The sequence below is a fragment of the Paenibacillus sp. J53TS2 genome (assembly GCF_018403305.1).
In the GTDB taxonomy this organism is placed as follows: Bacteria; Bacillota; Bacilli; order Paenibacillales; family Paenibacillaceae; genus Fontibacillus; species Fontibacillus rhizolycopersici.
In genome coordinates this window covers 23,540-40,813 of sequence record NZ_BOSK01000012.1, presented here as the reverse complement: position 1 = coordinate 40,813, position 17,274 = coordinate 23,540, and the positions used below count along the sequence as shown (strand labels likewise).

The following is a 17,274-nucleotide window of genomic DNA, read 5'->3' as shown; positions in this document are numbered from 1 at the left end:
ATCGTCCCTGATTTTCAGGGGCGTTTTTGTTTTTTTTAGAGGATAAATTAGGAGGTCTATACGATGAAAGCAAGTGAAATTCGTTCCAAATGGCTGGAGTTCTTTGCCGGCAAAGGCCATAAAATCGAACCGAGCGCCTCGCTCGTACCGCATAACGATCCGTCCCTGCTGTGGATCAACGCCGGGATGGCTCCGCTCAAACCGTATTTTGACGGGCGGGTTAAGCCGGAAAATCCGCGCCTGACGAATTCGCAGAAATGCATCCGCACCAACGATATCGAAAACGTGGGCAAGACGCGCCGGCACCATACGTTTTTTGAAATGCTGGGCAACTTCTCGATTGGGGATTACTTTAAGGAAGAAGCGATCACATGGGCTTGGGAATTCCTGACCGACAAGAAGTGGATCGGCTTTGATCCAGAGCGTCTATCGGTCACCGTGTATCCCGAGGATGAAGAAGCATTTAAGCTGTGGAATGAGAAAGTCGGACTTCCGGCCGAACGCATCGTAAAGCTGGAGGACAACTTCTGGGACATCGGTGAAGGGCCTTGCGGACCTTGTACGGAAATTTTCTACGATCGCGGCGACGCTTACGGCGATTTGTCCGATCCCGAATGTTATCCCGGCGGTGAGAACGAACGATTCCTCGAGGTCTGGAACCTCGTGTTCTCGCAGTTTAACCATAATAAGGACGGCAGCTATACGCCGCTTCCGAACAAGAACATCGATACTGGGGCGGGACTGGAGCGGTTTGCGTCCATTCTGCAGGATGTGAACTCCAACTTCGATACCGACTTGTTCCAACCTATTATTAAGCAAACAGCCAAAATGGCCGGAGTAACTTACGGTACGGCGGAGGAAAGCGATGTGGCGCTCAAGGTCATCGCCGATCACATTCGTACGGTGACATTTGCCGTGGCCGATGGCGTATTGCCGTCCAACGAAGGCCGGGGTTACGTGATTCGCCGCTTGCTGCGCCGCGCGGTGCGTTATGGTAAGCTGATCGGAATGGACAAGCCGTTTATGTTCGGCTTGGTGGAAACCGTCGGTGACATCATGGGCACCTATTATACGGACGTTGTGACCAAACGGGAGTTCATCGAAAAAGTTATTCGTGCCGAGGAAGAACGGTTCCACGAAACGCTCAGCGACGGCTTGGCGATTTTGGCGGACATCAGCGGCGAAGCGAAGGCAGCCGGCCGCACACTGATCAGCGGGGCAGATGCATTTAAGTTGTATGACACCTACGGATTTCCGCTGGATCTGACCGAGGACTTTGCGGCGGAACAAGGGCTGGGTGTCGACCGTGAAGGCTTTGAAGCTGCCATGGAGGAGCAACGCGAACGTGCCCGGGCGGCCCGCCACGAGAGCGGCAGCATGAAGGTGCAAGGCGGAGTTCTGGCCGATTTTACGACTAAAACGGAATTCGTTGGATATAATGAGCTTGAAGTTACAACCAGCATCGTCGCCATCGTGGCTGACGACGCTTTCGTTGACACGCTTAGTGCCGGTCAATCAGGCCAAATCATTTTGGCTTCGACGCCTTTCTATGCAGAAAGCGGCGGCCAGGTCAGCGACCAGGGGACCCTGCGCACCGGCTCTGGCAGTGCGACCGTGGAAGGTTTGTATAAAGCACCACACGGGCAGCATGTCCATCAAGTGACGGTGGGGACCGGCGAACTGCGAGTCGGTTCAGAAGTTACGGCTTCCGTAAGCAAGGAACAACGCAGCCATACGGTGAAGAACCATACGGCAACCCATCTGCTGCATAAGGCGTTAAAAGAAACGCTCGGCGAACACGTGAACCAAGCCGGTTCTCTTGTTGAACCGCAGCGTCTGCGCTTCGACTTCTCCCACCTTGGCAGTATTTCGCCGGAGGAATTGGTGGAAATCGAACGCCGCGTGAATGAGCAGATTTGGAACGCGCTGCCGGTGACAACCTCGCTGAAAGCGATCGATGAAGCCAAAGCGATGGGGGCAATGGCGTTGTTCGGCGAGAAATACGGGGACATCGTTCGCGTTGTCCAGGTCGGCGAGTACAGCCTGGAGCTGTGCGGCGGTTGCCACGTGAACAATTCGGCGGAGATCGGCCTGTTCAAAATCGTCAGCGAAAGCGGCATCGGCTCCGGCGTGCGCCGGATCGAAGCGGTGACCGGACGGGGCGCCTACCAGTTCATGGATGGTCAGCTTGATTTGCTGAAGCAAGCGGCTGGCTTGTTGAAATCGAATGTGAACGACGTGCCGAAACGGGTCGAAGGATTGTTCCAGCAGTTGAAGGAGCTTGGTCGCGAGAACGAATCCCTGCAAAGCAAGCTGAGCGTGATCGAAGCTGGCGAATTGACAAGCCAGGTGGTTAACGTCGGTCAAACCCAACTCCTGGCTGCTCACGTTCAGGCCGGAAGCATGGACGCGCTGCGCACGTTAGCCGACGAGCTGAAAGCCAAGCTGCCGGATGCGGTGCTTGTGCTGGGTGCTCCAAGCGAGGACAAGGTGAATTTTGTTGTTGTCGTGCCTAAAGAGGAAGTGGCTCGCGGACTGCATGCCGGCAAGCTCGTCAAGGAAGTGGCGGCGGTATGCGGCGGCGGAGGCGGCGGCCGTCCGGACATGGCCCAGGCGGGGGGCAAGGATGCCAGCAAGCTGGACGAAGCTTTGAAGAAAGCTGCGGAATGGATTGCTTCCCAAGCCTAAAGGAACGATGAATTTGACGGGGTGAACCCGCGAAAATTTCCTTATGGAACCCATGATATGGTATAGTATGATTAGGCTAAGAGGAAATCAGCTGCGATCATAAAGGCGTATGTCGAAGAAGCGAGGTGTCATCATGGACTCCATGGATAAAACCGTCAAATTTAACGTCAAAGGCGATGAACTAGAGGCGTCGGCGCAGGAAATTCTTCTTACGGTTTACCAGGCGTTGCAGGAGAAAGAATACAATCCGGTTAACCAGATCGTCGGATATCTGTTGTCGGGAGATCCGGCCTATATACCGCGCCATAACAATGCGCGAAGTTTGGTCCGCAAGAAGGAACGGGACGAACTGATAGAAGAACTGGTACGCTTTTACATGGCGGGCCACCGATAGGAGCAATACATGAAAATCATGGGTCTGGATTACGGGGACCGTCGGATCGGAGTCGCCGTTAGCGATAGTCTAGGCTGGACCGCCCAGGGGCTCGAAACCATCGAGCGCCGCAGGGAAGGCAGCGAATTCGAACGCATCGCCGAGCTGGTGAAACAGCACGAGGTGGAGGAGATTGTCGTCGGTCTGCCGAAGAATATGAACGGCACGATTGGTCCCCGGGGAGAAATATGCATGGCGTTTGCCGAGGAGCTTCGGGGCAGGTTTAACCTCCCCGTGCATCTCTGGGACGAACGGCTGACCACCGTTTCTGCGCAGCGAACGCTGCTGGAGGCGGATGTCAGCCGGAAGAAGCGCAAGGGTGTCGTCGACAAGATGGCCGCCAGCTTGATTTTGCAAAACTATTTGGACTCTAAGAGTATAAAGTGAGGGTGATCGCGTATGTCTAAAGATCGTATCGGAAATGAAGAAGAACCGGAAATTATTTATATCCCCGATGAAGAGGGCAATGAAGAAGAGTTCGAAGTGATTATGAAATTCGAAGTCGACGGTTCGGACGCCAAGTATATGATGGTCGTTCCTCTGGATTCCGATGGGAATGAAGAAGAAGAGAGCGAAGAGGTATACGCGTTCCGTTACGAGGAAGACGGCGATGACCTGAAGCTGTACACGATCGAAAGCGACGAAGAATGGGAAATTGTCGAGGAGACGTTTAATACGCTCGTCGACGAATTTGACGGAGAAGATAACAATGACTGATTTTACGGCAGACCAAGCGGTCCTGACGTCGCGGGTTCGCGACGCTTTTGGCCCGATCGTGGAGCTGGAGGACGAATCAGGCAATGCCTCCTATTATCAAGTCGTTCAAGAGTTTGACGTTGCTGGAGCTTCTTATGCAGTGTTGATGCTGGAGAATGCTTCCAAGGACGAAGAGCCGGAGATCTTCAAGATTGTGATGACCGGCGACGAGCTAGAGCTGGTCACGATCGATGACGACGAGGAATGGGAGAACGTATCCGAGCTTTATGACGAATTGACCTTTCCGGAGTAAGGGGGAAGGTGTTGCAGGAGCACGATAGATCAGTCCGGGAAGAGCGGGATTTTACCGCTCTTTTTGGCTGTTAAGGGGGAAGCGGTCTTGAGGAAGGCGCTGAAATGGCTGACCGTCCTGCTCTTACTCGTGATCATTGGAGTAGGAGCGGCCGGAATTTATGTTTACACAGGCATGCAACCTGTCGAAGCGAAGGAGCAGCCGGTCAAGTTCACGATCGAACCGGGTACGGGGACGTCGGGAATCGCAGAGTTACTGGAAAACCAGGGACTAATTAAAAATTCCTTTTTGTTCGTTTCGTATTTAAAATGGAAATCGGAAGGCAGTCATTTTCAGGCTGGAGTCTACGAGATGAACCCGGGAGTGACGTATGACGAAATCATCGCCAAGCTAAACGGCGGCGACGTGGTCAAAGCGGAAATGATCCGGTTTACGATTCCCGAAGGCTTTACCGTGAAGCAAATGGCTGACAAGCTGACAGAGGAAGGCTTGGCCGACAAAGCTGCGTTTTTGCAGTTGGCGAAGAGTGCTGCCGAGCTTGACGATGAGCTGCTGACTCAAATCCCGGCGGACGAGCGATTAACCTATCGGTTGGAAGGGTACTTGTTCCCAGAAACTTATGAGCTAAAGAAAGGCAGCAATGAGCGGGATATTATCGCTCGCATGCTGCAGGAAACGGGAGAGCGGCTAGGTGAAATCCCTGATTTCACGCAAAAGCTGCAAGCTCGTGGTTTAACCTTAGGCGAACTGATGACGGTCGCTTCGTTGGTAGAGCGGGAAGTGGTAGTTGATGCCGAGCGTCCTAAGGTAGCCGGGGTCATTTACAACCGACTGAAAGACGGCATGAAGCTCGAAATCGACGCCACGGTGCAGTATGTGCTGGATAAACCGAAGGAGCGTTTGCTGAATTCGGATCTAAGAAGCGTGGATAGCCCCTACAATACGTATTTGTATGAAGGATTGCCACCGGGTCCAATCGCTGCGCCAAGCCTCAAATCGATCGAAGCGGCACTTACGCCGGAGCCGTCGGAGTACCTTTTCTATGTGACGAAGAAAGATGGCAGCGGGGAACACCTGTTTGCCAAGACCTATAAAGAACATTTGAAGAACATCGAGACTAGCAAGGCTATGGCCAATAAATAAAGGTGGTAGTAACAAATGAGTAAAAAGCCGGAACTCTTGGTCCCAGCCGGTTCGCTGGAAGAACTAAAGCGTTACTTCGCAGCGGGGGCTGATGCAGCCATCATCGGCGAGGCCAAATATGGAATGCGCCTTCCTGGCGAGATGACGACCCGGGACATCGCCGCGGCCGTTCAAGTGGCGCGCGAATACGGAGCCAAAATCTATGTTAGCCTCAACAACCTAATGACCAATGCCTTGTTGGACGGCCTGTCCGATTACGTGAAGCAGGTGGCGGAATGTGGTGTGGATGCTATCGAGTTTGGCGATCCTTCTGTCCTTCAGACGGTACGAAAGGTGGCACCGCAGCTGAAGCTGCATTGGAATGCCGAGATGACCTCCACTAACTATGCCACGGCCAACTACTGGGGGTCGAAGGGCGCATCCCGCGTCGTACTGGCGCGCGAGCTGAACATGGACGAGATCACCGCGATGCCTCCATCGCTGAATATCGAAGCGGAGGTTCAGGTCCATGGCATGACCAATATCTATCACTCGAAACGCAGCTTGGTGCAGAGCTATATGACGCATCAAGGACGGCCGGTCGCGCCGGGCAGCGATCTGGGCTTGAATCGCGGACTCTTCCTTGTCGAAGCGGAGCGGCCGGACGAGAAATTCCCGATTTTCGAGGATGCCAACGGGACGCATATTATGAGCTCGGACGATATCTGCATTTTGGAAGATTTGCACATGCTTATGGCTTCAGGCGTGGACAGCTTCAAAATCGAGACGATGCTGAAGTCGGCGGCTTATAATGAAATCGTGATTACTTCATATCGTAAGGCCATCGAAGCTTATTTTAGCGACCCGGAAGGGTACGAGTTCGATGAGAGCTGGATGGATGCCATCCGCGAGGTACAAGATCCGGAGCGGGAGCTAACCTTCGGATTCTTCTACAAAGAACAAGTCTTTTGAGAGGAAGTTCGGTGCTGAAAAGCCAACTTTTTGACCTATATTTAAAATATAATCCAACAAAATGATGAGAGGTGAACGAAGATGCAAACCGCGGAGAAGCATATCCCGAAATATGTGGGAAAACGTAACCGGTTGGCGAAACCCGAATTGCTCGCCCCGGCGGGTAATCTCGAAAAGCTGAAATTCGCCGTCCATTACGGCGCCGACGCCGTATATATCGGGGGACAACAATATGGCCTTCGTTCCAATGCGGATAATTTTAGTTTCGAAGAAATGCGGGAAGGCGTGGAATTTGCTAAAAAATACGGCGCAAAGGTGTTCGTCGCCACGAATATTTATGCCCATAACGAGGATTTGGAGGGCATTGAGGCGTATTTGCGCAATCTGCACGAGGCGGGGATCGCAGCGATTATCGTCGCTGACCCTGTGATCATCGAAACGGCGCAGCGCGTTGTACCCGAACTGGAGGTCCATCTCAGCACCCAACAGTCGACCGTAAACTGGCAGGCGGTACAATTCTGGAAGGATCAGGGCTTGCCGCGGGTCGTGCTTGGTCGTGAAACCAGCCTTGAGGAAATTGAGGAAATTAAACGCCATGTCGACATTGAGATCGAGTCGTTTATCCATGGGGCAATGTGCTCCTCATATTCTGGACGATGCGTGTTGTCGAATCATTTTACGGACCGTGATTCCAATCGCGGGGGCTGCTGCCAATCCTGCCGCTGGAAATACGATTTGTTTACGGACGCGCGCGCGGAAGGGGAATGGATCTCTGAGGAAGAAGCCCGCGATAACAAGGTGCTGGAGAAGTTCCGTCTTGGCGTAACCCAACTGCCCTTGTTCGAGGAAGACGACAATGCGTTTACGATGGGATCCAAGGACTTGTGCATGATTGGACATGTTCCCGATTTGATCGACGCCGGCGTGGACAGCTTCAAAATTGAGGGTCGAATGAAGTCGATTCATTACGTGGCGACGGTCGTGAATGTTTATCGCCAAGCGATTGATGCGTACATGGCGGATCCGGATCATTACGTGCTGAAGCCGGAGTGGATTGAAGAAATCAATAAGGCGGCCAATCGACCGCTAAACACCGGTTTCTTCTACGATACTCCGGACCATGAGGATCATATTTACGAGCCGGAAGAAAAAGCGGCGCCTTACGATTTCGCGGGATTGGTCATGGAGTATGACGAAACGACCGGTATGGCGACGATCCAACAGCGCAACCATTTTAAGCCCGGACAAGAGGTAGAGTTTTTTGGCCCCGGGGGGACATTCTTTAAGCAGACCGTTGGGACCCTATACGACGAAGCCGGAAATGAACTGGATGCGGCCCGTCACCCGCTGCAGCGGATCAAAATGAAGGTTGAACAACCAGTATCCTACTTCGATATGATGCGGAAAAAGAAGTGAATGTAAAAATCAATATGCTTAGGGGCCTGTTCGTTCATAGGACGAAAGGCCCTTTTTTGTGTTTTTTGTCAAGATTATTTAAAATCCGCTACATGTGAAACCGATATTATAGAGGAGAACGTCAGGTATTGTCGAATACATTGGATAGCTGACGAGAAGTGTGAATGACCAACAGGAATTATGCATGACCTCTAGCCTAAAAACTTGGGTCTGCAACTATTAAGAGTGGCGGGTGATCAACATGAGTCTGGTTCCAAAGAACGAGGACCAAGCAACTAACAACAAGAAGAAGGAAAAGAAACAAAAGGGAGAACGGACCAAGTCAAAGGCGGTTAACCCAACGAGCAAAACTCCGCTGAATTTCAAAGCTGTATTAGCTTCATTGCGGGACAAACTACCTAAACAAATTAATCCTTCAAAGTCGGTAGGCATTCGGTTGTTCCTGATTTTCTTTGTTGCAATTATGTTTTTCGTGTTGACCATCGGGATTATGTCTTCCCAAATGGCGAAGGGAACCATTCAGGACAATGCGGAACAGGCTAACCTGCAGACGATTGTTCAAACCTCGCAAAAGCTGGATATCGTCATGCAAAAGTATGAAGAAAATCTGCAGCAAATGTTCCTGGACGACGAAATGCAGAACGCCATCATGGACGCTTCTTTGTCGAACATCACGGACTATGACAAGTTTACCGCAACCAACAAAATGAGAACTCGCTTGAATACGCTAACATTCTCAACTAAGGGAGTTTCCGCGGTTTACATGTTGTCAGCAGACAAAATCGTGGATGATGTGACTTCGGGTAGCGCGGATATCAATTTCTTGAGCACCGTACGCGGAGAGGCTTGGTTCAAGGATCTAGCCGGCGCAACCAAGACAGTTTGGCTGCAAGTTCCATCGGAAGGAAAAAGCAATTCAGTTTTCCGCCTAGCTCGCTCGGTGCAAAGCGTAAACAGTATGAAACGTTTCGTTCTGATCACCGATGTGAATTTGGACGTATTGAACGGTTATTTGAAAGAAGTTAACCTGGGGAAAAACTCCAAGCTTCAAATGCTGACACAGGATAATATTGTGGTTGGTTCCTCCGTCGATGGCGATGAGGGGAAGGCTAGCGAATTTGATCTGGGGAAAAGCAGCGGCCCGTCGGGTAGCCTTCGGACCAAGGATGCAAGCGGCAACTCCGTTCTCGCTTCGTTCAATACCCAGGCTTCCGGGTGGAAGTTGATCGGTACCGTGGATTCGGCGGAACTGACGAAGAGCGCAGACCGCATCCTGATGTTTACGATGTTCTCTTTGGTTATCGTTGCAATCATCGCCATTCTGATCGGCATTTGGATGGTTCGGATGATCGCGCATCCGCTCGGCAAGTTGAGAAACCTGATGGAGGAAGGCTCCCGAGGGAATCTGAACGTTCGGATGAATACGAAAGCGAAGGATGAGATCGGTCAGTTGACGGTGAGCTTTAACGTGATGATGGAAAATATCACCGCCCTCGTCAAACAAACCAATAACTCCGCACAGGACGTATTGGATACAGCTACCGAATTAACGCAAGCTTCGAACAAAACGGCCTTGTCCGCCAAAGAAATTGCGGTGGCAACCGAAGAAATCGCTAACGGGGCGACCAGCTTGGCGAACGAAGCCGAACGCGGCAATGAGCTGACGGAAAATATTTCTCGTCAGATGGAACAAGTGATCCAAACGAACAAAGAGATGGAAAACTCGGCCCGTCAGGTGGAGAAATCCAGTCAGCAAGGGACCGAGTATTTGGGCGGCTTGATGGAGAAAACCAACATGACGGTCGAAATGATCAACGCGTTGACCGCCAAAGTTGACTCGCTCAAAGCGAGCACAGGATCCGTCTTGAAGGTACTCGACGTGATGCAGAACATTACGCAACAAACAAACATCCTGTCGCTGAACGCTACGATTGAAGCGGCTCGCGCAGGCGCTGCTGGCCGAGGGTTCATGGTCGTTGCTGATGAAATTCGCCAATTGGCGGATCAATCCCGTCAATCGATCACGATGGTCGGTGAAATTACGGATACGATCCAAAAAGAGATGAACGAAACGGTCAAAACCTTGTCCGAAGCGAGTCCGATCTTCCAGGAGCAAATCGCGTCGGTACAGGAGACAAGCCAAATTTTTGTATCCGTACAACAACAAATGGAAGGCTTCGTCCATCATCTCGATTCTGTGACGGCTTCCATCGACCAATTGAACGAATCGCAATCGGTTTTGTCCGAAGCGATGAGTAACGTCAGTGCGGTTGCGCAGCAATCATCCGCTACATCCGAAGAGGTTGCCTCTCTCTCCAGCGAACAGCAGACGGTCGGCGATCAGCTGGTGCAACTGTCGAACAAACTGGAGAACGTATCCACCGGCTTGAAAGAGTCGTTGTCGAAGTTTACCGTATAAGAAAACAGGCTCAGCGCCTGAAAGTAAGCTAGATCCGATTTCCCGAGGGTTCCGGGAATCGGGAGAAGCCCGGCTAATCTGCGATGCAGGTTTGGCCGGGTTTTGTTTTTGTTAGCGGAATCATCGGAAACGAATAACGATCTCGGGCCGCTCTTGTATGCCGCTTATCCATTGATGAACGAGGACTGAATCGCGTCAAATATACATGTTTGTTGCAATGCTACCAGCTAGGCTTTTCGGCGAGTGATTTTGAGTTCGGCAGGTCGGGGGTGCGGCGGTTTAGTCCGACTTTTCCCAGGAAATAATGGGAACAGAATGGAGGGCGAACGATGTCGTTATTGCGCAAAAAACGGATTTTTTACCTGTTGTTGTCCTTTGTGGTTGTGATGGGGTTGTTTGCGCTGCGCATCGCCTGGATTCAAACGGCTTCGGCGTTTAAGACAGTGACGGTTGGCGGCAAGACGATCAATGAATTGGCTGTTCGGCAACGTGAAGAGAGTATTGAACTGGACCCGGGGAGGGGACATATCTTTGACCGCAATGGGAAGCCATTAACGGGGGAGTTGGCCTGGACGCCAATTCTTTTTCCAGTTCGCAAATTGCCCTTAGAAACTCAGCTTGCTCGCTTGGCCAGCGCACTAGGGACGACAGTCCCGGAACTTCGAAGTAAGTGGGAACGGTTGGAGCGTCCTTATGTCTGGCCGAAGGCTGGAGGGGAGTCTGGCGAGCCGCTCCGGCTTGGGGAAGAAGCGGTCCGCAAATTGCCGAAACTTGAAGGCCTAGAGGTACTGCCGTATATGGCGCGATATGGGCCGGGCGAACGAGGGAATCAATGGCTGGGGTTTGTGACGCAGCGGCCGGACGTTATTCGTAAGCTCAGGGTGAACAAGCATCAACCGGACTTCGCGTTGACCTTGCAGGTCGGAGCCTCCGGCCTCGAAAAAACGCTCGATGGATTTTTACGGGGACTTGGCGGCGTCAGAGCTGCTTACACCGTGGATGGCCGCAAAGACCCGCTGGGCGGGACGGGCACGCGGGTGAATGCGGCCGCCAGCCGATATTACCCGCTTCAAATTCAAACGACGGTGGACGATAACCTACAGCAGAAGATTGAGCGATTGGCCGCGACGATGAACGTGACGGAAGGAGCGATCGTCGTGTTAGACGCAAAATCGGCCGATATCGTTTCGATGGTGTCGCTGCCTTATTACGATCCGCATCACGTTGATCCGGCGGCGGAGAATTGGGGGAACAAAGCGGTGAAGGCATTCGTTCCCGGCTCGATATTCAAGACGGTGATTGCGGCTGCCGCCCTGGAGGAGCATGCCACGGTTCCCGGTGAAGTGTTTCACTGCAATGGCCATTATGGCAAATACGGCCTATCTTGCTGGAAGAAAGGGGGGCATGGAAACATCACGCTGGAGGAGGGATTTGCTAAGTCGTGCAACGTTGTGTTCGCCACGTTGGGAGAGCGGTTAAGTGCGGACGCGATAGCTAGGACTGCCGCCAAGCTGGGGCTGGGTCGTCCGATTGGCTGGAGCGATCCTGCCTTCCTCGGCGGGGATGGATTACGGCCGCTCGATCATGAGGAGTCGGGGGCGGTGTTCCATAGTCTGGTTGCAGCGGATGGCGGAGTCCGGGCGCAAACGGCGATCGGCCAGCGGGATGTGCTGGTATCCCCGCTTCAAGCGGCTAATTTAGTCGTAACTCTGCTTCACGGCGGCCAAGTAATGACGCCGCGCTTAGTCAGCGAGATCCGTTATAAAGACGGATCCCTCTTATCCGACTTACCTTCGCAAGCTTCGCCTTCTTCCGTGGGGCAGATTAACCCACAGACAGCCAAACGGTTGCTGTCCTGGATGAGACTGGTGGTGACGGACGGCACCGGGCGAGCTTTACAACAAGCCAAGTGGCCACTGGCCGGCAAATCCGGTACGGCTGAGGTTATTCGAAACCATCAACAACTCAATAATCAATGGTTTATCGGTTACGGACCGGTAGAACAACCCAAGTATGCCGTGGCGGTTCTGGTCCAAAATCAGACTGAAGGGTCGAAGCATCTTGCCGCCGAGTTGTTCCGGCGGACCATGGATATTTTAGCTTCTCCAGGTTGACCGATTTCCTGTGCTTTCCCCAAAATAATGCGCCTAAACTAGGGACGTCTGTGATAAAATAGTGTAGATGCTATGCTTTTCACGGAGCATGCCAAAGTCATTGATCATAGAAAAGTGGGGAAAGCATATGGAGACTTTGCTGCTATGGTTATTTTATATCTCTACGCTGTACGCTTTTATACCCGGATTGATCACTCGGATCTTCGGTTTTCGCGTATTTAAGCACGGGACCAGCGATAAGGAGTTCGCGCTCACCTTCGACGATGGCCCCGATCCGAAATATACTCCGCAATTGCTTGATTTGCTCAAGCGCCATGGGGCGAAGGCGACATTTTTTCTCGTCGGCTCGAATGCGGAGAAATATCCCGAATTGATTAAACGGATTCACGAGGAAGGCCACTTGATCGGATCGCACAACTATGTGCACAAAACCAACTGGCTGATGGGACCGGCCGCAGTTAAGAAACAAATTCAGAAGACGAATAAGATCATCTACGACGTTACCGGCGTGGATTCCCATTATTATCGTCCGCCGTGGGGAATCGTCAACCTGTTTGATTTTACGAACCGGGGCAACACGCAAATCGTCCTGTGGTCGGCGATGTTTGCCGATTGGCGAGTGAAGGTTGGCGCCGACCGTTTAACGAAACGCATGATGAAGAAACTGCGGGGTGGAGAAGTATTTCTACTGCACGATTGCGGCGCTACCTTAGGTGCCAATGTCGGAGCGCCGGCTGAAATGCTGACCGCGCTTGAGCGCGTGCTGACGGAAGCGGATCGCCGCGGATTGCGCAGCATTCGCATCGACGAATTGATTCAAGTAACGGAAGAAGCGAAGCGTAAAAACAAACCCGCTGGGACTCCCGTACCAAAGGGAAGAACGCCGGTGAAGGTGTCCTGGTTCAAACGAAGTATCGTGGCCTTATGGCTGTTATGGGAGAAGATCTTCCACGTGATATTCCAGTTGAAAACGCCGGATACCCAGAATCCGTTCCTCCATTTCCGTATCCGCCCTTACCACGGGGAACCGGTAGCCTTAAACGATGGGAAAACCCTCCAAGCAGGGGATCAGGTCATGGAGCTCCATTTCGACAACAAGAAGTTGTACGAAATCGGGACTCGCTCCAGGACTACGGTGCAATTGGCGATTCAAATGATTCGCAATTTTGAGAAAACATTACCGAAGCTGGCCCAGTATATCTACGACCATCCCGAACTCAAAGAGGTCAAAGCTTTGTATGGCGTCAGCATGATTAATCGGGGACCCGAGCAATTTGGATTTATTATTACCGATTTGCCGAGAGGTTGGTTTGCAAGCTCGACTCAAATCTATTTGAAATTATTGATGAGCGTTATACATCCCGCAGGGAAGTCGAGATTAAAAGAGCAACCTCAAGAATTGGTACCCAAAATGATGGTGATGCCGATGGATCACCTCCTTGCAAGGTTCACCGAAACCGGTTCGCATCGCAGCCATTCGACCTTAGAGAAGACTGAGGTCGTAGAAGAGGAGTCATTACTTAGCATCTCCATGCCTACTCGGTAACGGATTCTTTCGATTTTCATCTGTGAACAGGAAAGGCCGTATCTGGATCATCATGATCCGGATACGGCCTTTTTGTAAATTTGTTAAACTAAATCTTCATGACGCCACCCGAACTGGCGTTGGTGACCAGTTTGGAATAACGAGCCAAGTAACCGGTTTTGACCTTCGGCTCAAAGCCTTTCCAATTCGCTTTGCGGCGTGCGAGCTCTTCGTCGCTGACATGCAGCTCGATCTTGCGGTTATTCAGGTCAAGCTCGATGATGTCACCATCTTCGACAAAAGCGATAGGTCCGCCTTCCGCTGCCTCCGGAGAGATATGACCGATGCTGATACCGCGAGAAGCGCCGGAGAAACGTCCGTCGGTGATCAAGCCGACCTTCGCGCCAAGCCCCATACCGACGATTTGCGAAGTCGGTGCCAGCATTTCCGGCATCCCCGGCCCGCCTTTAGGACCTTCATAACGGATAACAACGACGCAGCCTTCTTTGACTTTACCGCCGGCGATTCCTTCCAGTGCCTCCTCCTGGGAGTCGAAGCAGATGGCTGGACCTTTATGGTAGCCGCCAACCGAAGCATCTACGGCCCCTACTTTGATAACCGAACCTTCCGGAGCTAGGTTACCGTACAGAATGGCGAGGCCGCCTTTTTCCGAATGCGCTTTGTCGAGCGGATGAATGACATTCGGGTCGAGGATTTCGCAGCCTGCAACGTTTTCGGCTAGCGTCTTACCCGTTACGGTCATTTGATCGCCAAAGATCGCACCTGGCTTCTTCAGCAGCTCGTTAATGACGGCGCTGACGCCGCCAGCCCGGTGAACGTCTTCGATAAAGAGGTCAGATGCCGGAGCCAGCTTGGCGATATGCGGCACGCGGTTGGCAACTTCATTGATTCGTTCCAGCGGGTAATCGATGCCTGCTTCCTGGGCTAGTGCCAGCGTATGAAGCACGGTGTTGGTGGAGCCGCCCATCGCCATATCCAGCGCAAAGGCGTTGTCGATGGATTCCTTAGTGACGATGTCACGAGGTTTCAAATCGAGTTCGATCAGTTTCATCAGCTGACGCGCGGATTCCCGAACGAAATCGCGGCGTTCTTCAGCCACAGCGAGGATCGTGCCGTTACCCGGCATAGCCAGACCCAGCGCTTCGGCGAGGCAGTTCATCGAGTTTGCGGTGAACATACCGGAACAGGAACCGCAGGTTGGACAGCCGTATTGTTCCAGCTCCAGCAGGTCATTATCGCTGATTTGTCCAGCCTGATGCGCGCCTACACCTTCAAATACGGAGGTCAGGGACAATTTCCGTCCTTTGCTGTCTACGCCGGCTTTCATTGGGCCGCCGCTGACGAAGACGGTTGGAATGTTGACGCGCAGCGCGCCCATCATCATCCCAGGTGTGATTTTGTCGCAGTTCGGAATGCAAACCATGCCGTCGAACCAGTGCGCCGAAACGACGGTCTCGAGCGAGTCGGCGATGATTTCCCGGCTTGGCAGGGAGTAGCGCATGCCAATATGGCCCATCGCAATACCGTCATCCACACCGATGGTATTAAACTCAAACGGAACGCCTCCGGCTTCGCGAATGGCTTCCTTTACGATCTTGCCGAACTCCTGCAAGTGCACATGTCCTGGCACGATATCGATATACGAGTTGCAGACCGCGATAAACGGTTTGCCGAAATCTTCTTCTTTCACGCCGGCGGCACGCAGCAAACTGCGGTGCGGCGCACGGTCGAAGCCTTTTTTGATCATATCAGAACGCATCTTCTTGGCTGTCATGATCACCGATCCCCCCATGATTAGTTATAGTTTTGGAGCTTTACACCGCTAAAGGTTTTCTCTAGAGTCTATCACAAGTGGTTATGATTTTCTACCCGTTGATCACAGGAAATGGCTAGAGGACAGGGCGCTTTCACGGTCTATGAAAATAAAGAAATCTCCGGGGGGGGGCCGGAGATTCCACAAGGTTCACGCATTAAATCCTGGTTTACTGCGGGCGACCCCGCCTTTGCGGCCAATATCACGATAGAAACCGGTGTCGTGCTTCTGGGATGTTGCTTCGCCGCCCTTCTGACCGATTTCCTGATAAAAGTCGCGGTTATGGGTTTTCGAGGTCGCTTCGCCGCCTTTTTGTCCAATTTCTTGGTAAAAGGCTTTGCCGTGGTTCTTGGCCGTGGCCAGTCCTCCCAAACGTCCCGCTTCTTCTCGAGTCATTTTGCTTTGGCTTCGTGCCATCGAATCCCTCCTTGATCTTATTTTGGAGTACGTATGTTTTATTTACCACGGATTTCCATGATGAAACGAGTTTGTTCAAAAAATTCAAAATATCCAAAAAAAAGATACCTTTCGGTTTGAAAGGTATCTTCGAGCTCCTTCCATATTCCAAGTTACGCCTGGCCTATGGTTTACCGGCCGCTCCAAGCTGCCGCAAAGCTTGGTGTTCCAGCTTCAACAGCCATTCCACCGAGGGCTCGACCAACGGGGAGCTCCATTTGCGCACCCAGGGTTGGGCGAGAAGCAGGGTGAGCGCCACGGCTCCGGCAATGACCAGCAACCCGCCCGACTCGCCATGCACATATCCGTAAAGCGGAGATACGGCCGCCAAGCGCACGATAAAACCGTGCAGCAGGAAAACGTAAAGGGTGCGACGACCGAGCTTGGTGAGATGGCTGGCCCGGGATGGAACCAGGCCAAGAAAAGCGAGTCCCGACAGCAACTGCACGGGGTAGAGCAACAGACGGAACAAGCCGGCGTACCATTCGGGATGGCCGAGCTGGATGTAGGTCATACTGCCGTAAAGCCAACCCGGATGGATGCTTGATGTAGCGAGTCCTAAAGTGACCAGCAAACTGAGCGAAACGAGAGTGGATGCGATTTTGACAGTTGGATTCTGTAGAAATTGAAGCAAGTGATCGGAGAAATGATAGCCGAGCACGAAAAACGGCAAAAACACGAACGTCCGAGATACGCTAAACCACACGCCGTCGATTTGCAGATAGCCGACCAGTACCGCAAGCAGGATGGAGGCGGCAAGCTGTTGAAGAGGCGAACATTTTTGCATCAAGAGCAGCATCCATCGCCAGCCTAGATGACTGACCAGGAACCACAGCAACAAATACGGTGCGAAGAAGGAATGGTGAATGTGGTCTACACGGAACACCGCGACATCCAGCACGGAGTATAAGCTCTGAAAAATGAGGTACTGCAAGCCGATCTGCAGCATGATCTTTCTGCCCTTGCCGCCGGTCAAATTAGGTTTGGCAAAATAGCCGGTTACGAACACGAACAAAGGCATGTGAAAGGTAAAAATCCATTGGTAGAGGGTTTGCAACCCGTCAATCCGCAGGGTAAGCGGTTCGATGGCGTTGCCGACGAATACACAAAGGATCAGCAAGAAGCGTAAGTTCAAGAAAAATATCTCACCTTGCGGGTTGATTTTGGATGGCGTCATGACGGACCAGTTCCCCTCTTTCCAGTGAACTTCCCTAGCGGATATCATTTAAAATTTAAATAAATGAGTTCATGAATAACGTACTCTCTTTACAGATTTAAGCTTGTGA

Annotated in this window: 14 protein-coding genes; 11 read left to right on the top strand and 3 right to left on the bottom strand. The window is 52.2% G+C overall.

The features are described 5' to 3' along the window. Window positions 1-63: 63 nt before the first annotated feature. From alaS to KJS42_RS20145, 11 genes are all read left to right on the top strand, one after another. Window positions 64-2,688 carry an alanine--tRNA ligase gene (alaS, locus tag KJS42_RS20195; protein WP_213623948.1) on the top strand — a complete coding sequence of 875 codons (2,625 nt, stop codon included), beginning with the start codon at window positions 64-66 and terminating at the stop codon, window positions 2,686-2,688. A gap of 133 nt (window positions 2,689-2,821) precedes the next feature. After that, window positions 2,822-3,082, top strand: a complete 261-nt coding sequence (locus tag KJS42_RS20190) for an IreB family regulatory phosphoprotein (protein ID WP_155605813.1) — start codon at window positions 2,822-2,824, stop codon at window positions 3,080-3,082. A gap of 9 nt (window positions 3,083-3,091) precedes the next feature. Then, entirely contained in the window at window positions 3,092-3,508 is a 417-nt protein-coding gene (gene ruvX, locus KJS42_RS20185) for a Holliday junction resolvase RuvX (RefSeq protein WP_155605812.1), read from the top strand. A 12-nt stretch (window positions 3,509-3,520) separates the two neighbouring features. Next, on the top strand, window positions 3,521-3,838 hold the full coding sequence (locus KJS42_RS20180) for a DUF1292 domain-containing protein (RefSeq protein ID WP_193416563.1): 318 nt from the start codon (window positions 3,521-3,523) through the stop codon (window positions 3,836-3,838). Then, window positions 3,831-4,130, top strand: a complete 300-nt coding sequence (locus KJS42_RS20175) for a DUF1292 domain-containing protein (protein WP_155605810.1) — start codon at window positions 3,831-3,833, stop codon at window positions 4,128-4,130. The genes KJS42_RS20180 and KJS42_RS20175 overlap by 8 nt, the downstream gene beginning before the upstream one ends. An 87-nt stretch (window positions 4,131-4,217) precedes the next feature. Continuing rightward, the gene (mltG, locus tag KJS42_RS20170) at window positions 4,218-5,273 is read left to right on the top strand and encodes an endolytic transglycosylase MltG (protein ID WP_213623947.1); all 1,056 of its coding nucleotides are present in this window, start codon (window positions 4,218-4,220) and stop codon (window positions 5,271-5,273) included. Window positions 5,274-5,288: 15 nt separating this feature from the next. Next, window positions 5,289-6,224 carry a peptidase U32 family protein gene (locus tag KJS42_RS20165; RefSeq protein ID WP_213623946.1) on the top strand — a complete coding sequence of 312 codons (936 nt, stop codon included), beginning with the start codon at window positions 5,289-5,291 and terminating at the stop codon, window positions 6,222-6,224. An 81-nt stretch (window positions 6,225-6,305) separates the two neighbouring features. Next, window positions 6,306-7,640, top strand: a complete 1,335-nt coding sequence (locus tag KJS42_RS20160) for a peptidase U32 family protein (protein WP_213623945.1) — start codon at window positions 6,306-6,308, stop codon at window positions 7,638-7,640. A 241-nt stretch (window positions 7,641-7,881) separates the two neighbouring features. Further along, window positions 7,882-10,059: a methyl-accepting chemotaxis protein gene (locus tag KJS42_RS20155; RefSeq protein ID WP_213623944.1), complete on the top strand. Its 2,178-nt coding sequence runs from the start codon at window positions 7,882-7,884 to the stop codon at window positions 10,057-10,059. 329 nt (window positions 10,060-10,388) lie between these two features. Further along, window positions 10,389-12,173 (top strand): peptidoglycan D,D-transpeptidase FtsI family protein, encoded by a 1,785-nt coding sequence (locus tag KJS42_RS20150; protein ID WP_213623943.1) that lies wholly within the window; start codon window positions 10,389-10,391, stop codon window positions 12,171-12,173. Between the two features lie 127 nt (window positions 12,174-12,300). Further along, window positions 12,301-13,719, top strand: coding sequence for a polysaccharide deacetylase family protein (locus KJS42_RS20145; protein WP_155605804.1), 1,419 nt, complete (start codon window positions 12,301-12,303; stop codon window positions 13,717-13,719). An 88-nt stretch (window positions 13,720-13,807) separates the two neighbouring features. On the opposite strand, the gene ilvD is transcribed toward KJS42_RS20145, so the two are convergent. From ilvD to KJS42_RS20130, 3 genes are all read right to left on the bottom strand, one after another. Continuing rightward, window positions 13,808-15,493 carry a dihydroxy-acid dehydratase gene (gene ilvD / locus KJS42_RS20140; protein ID WP_155605803.1) on the bottom strand — a complete coding sequence of 562 codons (1,686 nt, stop codon included), beginning with the start codon at window positions 15,491-15,493 and terminating at the stop codon, window positions 13,808-13,810. Between the two features lie 189 nt (window positions 15,494-15,682). Then, the gene (locus KJS42_RS20135; protein WP_155605802.1) at window positions 15,683-15,949 is read right to left on the bottom strand and encodes a KGG domain-containing protein; all 267 of its coding nucleotides are present in this window, start codon (window positions 15,947-15,949) and stop codon (window positions 15,683-15,685) included. A gap of 163 nt (window positions 15,950-16,112) precedes the next feature. Then, window positions 16,113-17,165, bottom strand: a complete 1,053-nt coding sequence (locus KJS42_RS20130) for an acyltransferase family protein (RefSeq protein ID WP_213623942.1) — start codon at window positions 17,163-17,165, stop codon at window positions 16,113-16,115. Window positions 17,166-17,274: the final 109 nt, after the last annotated feature.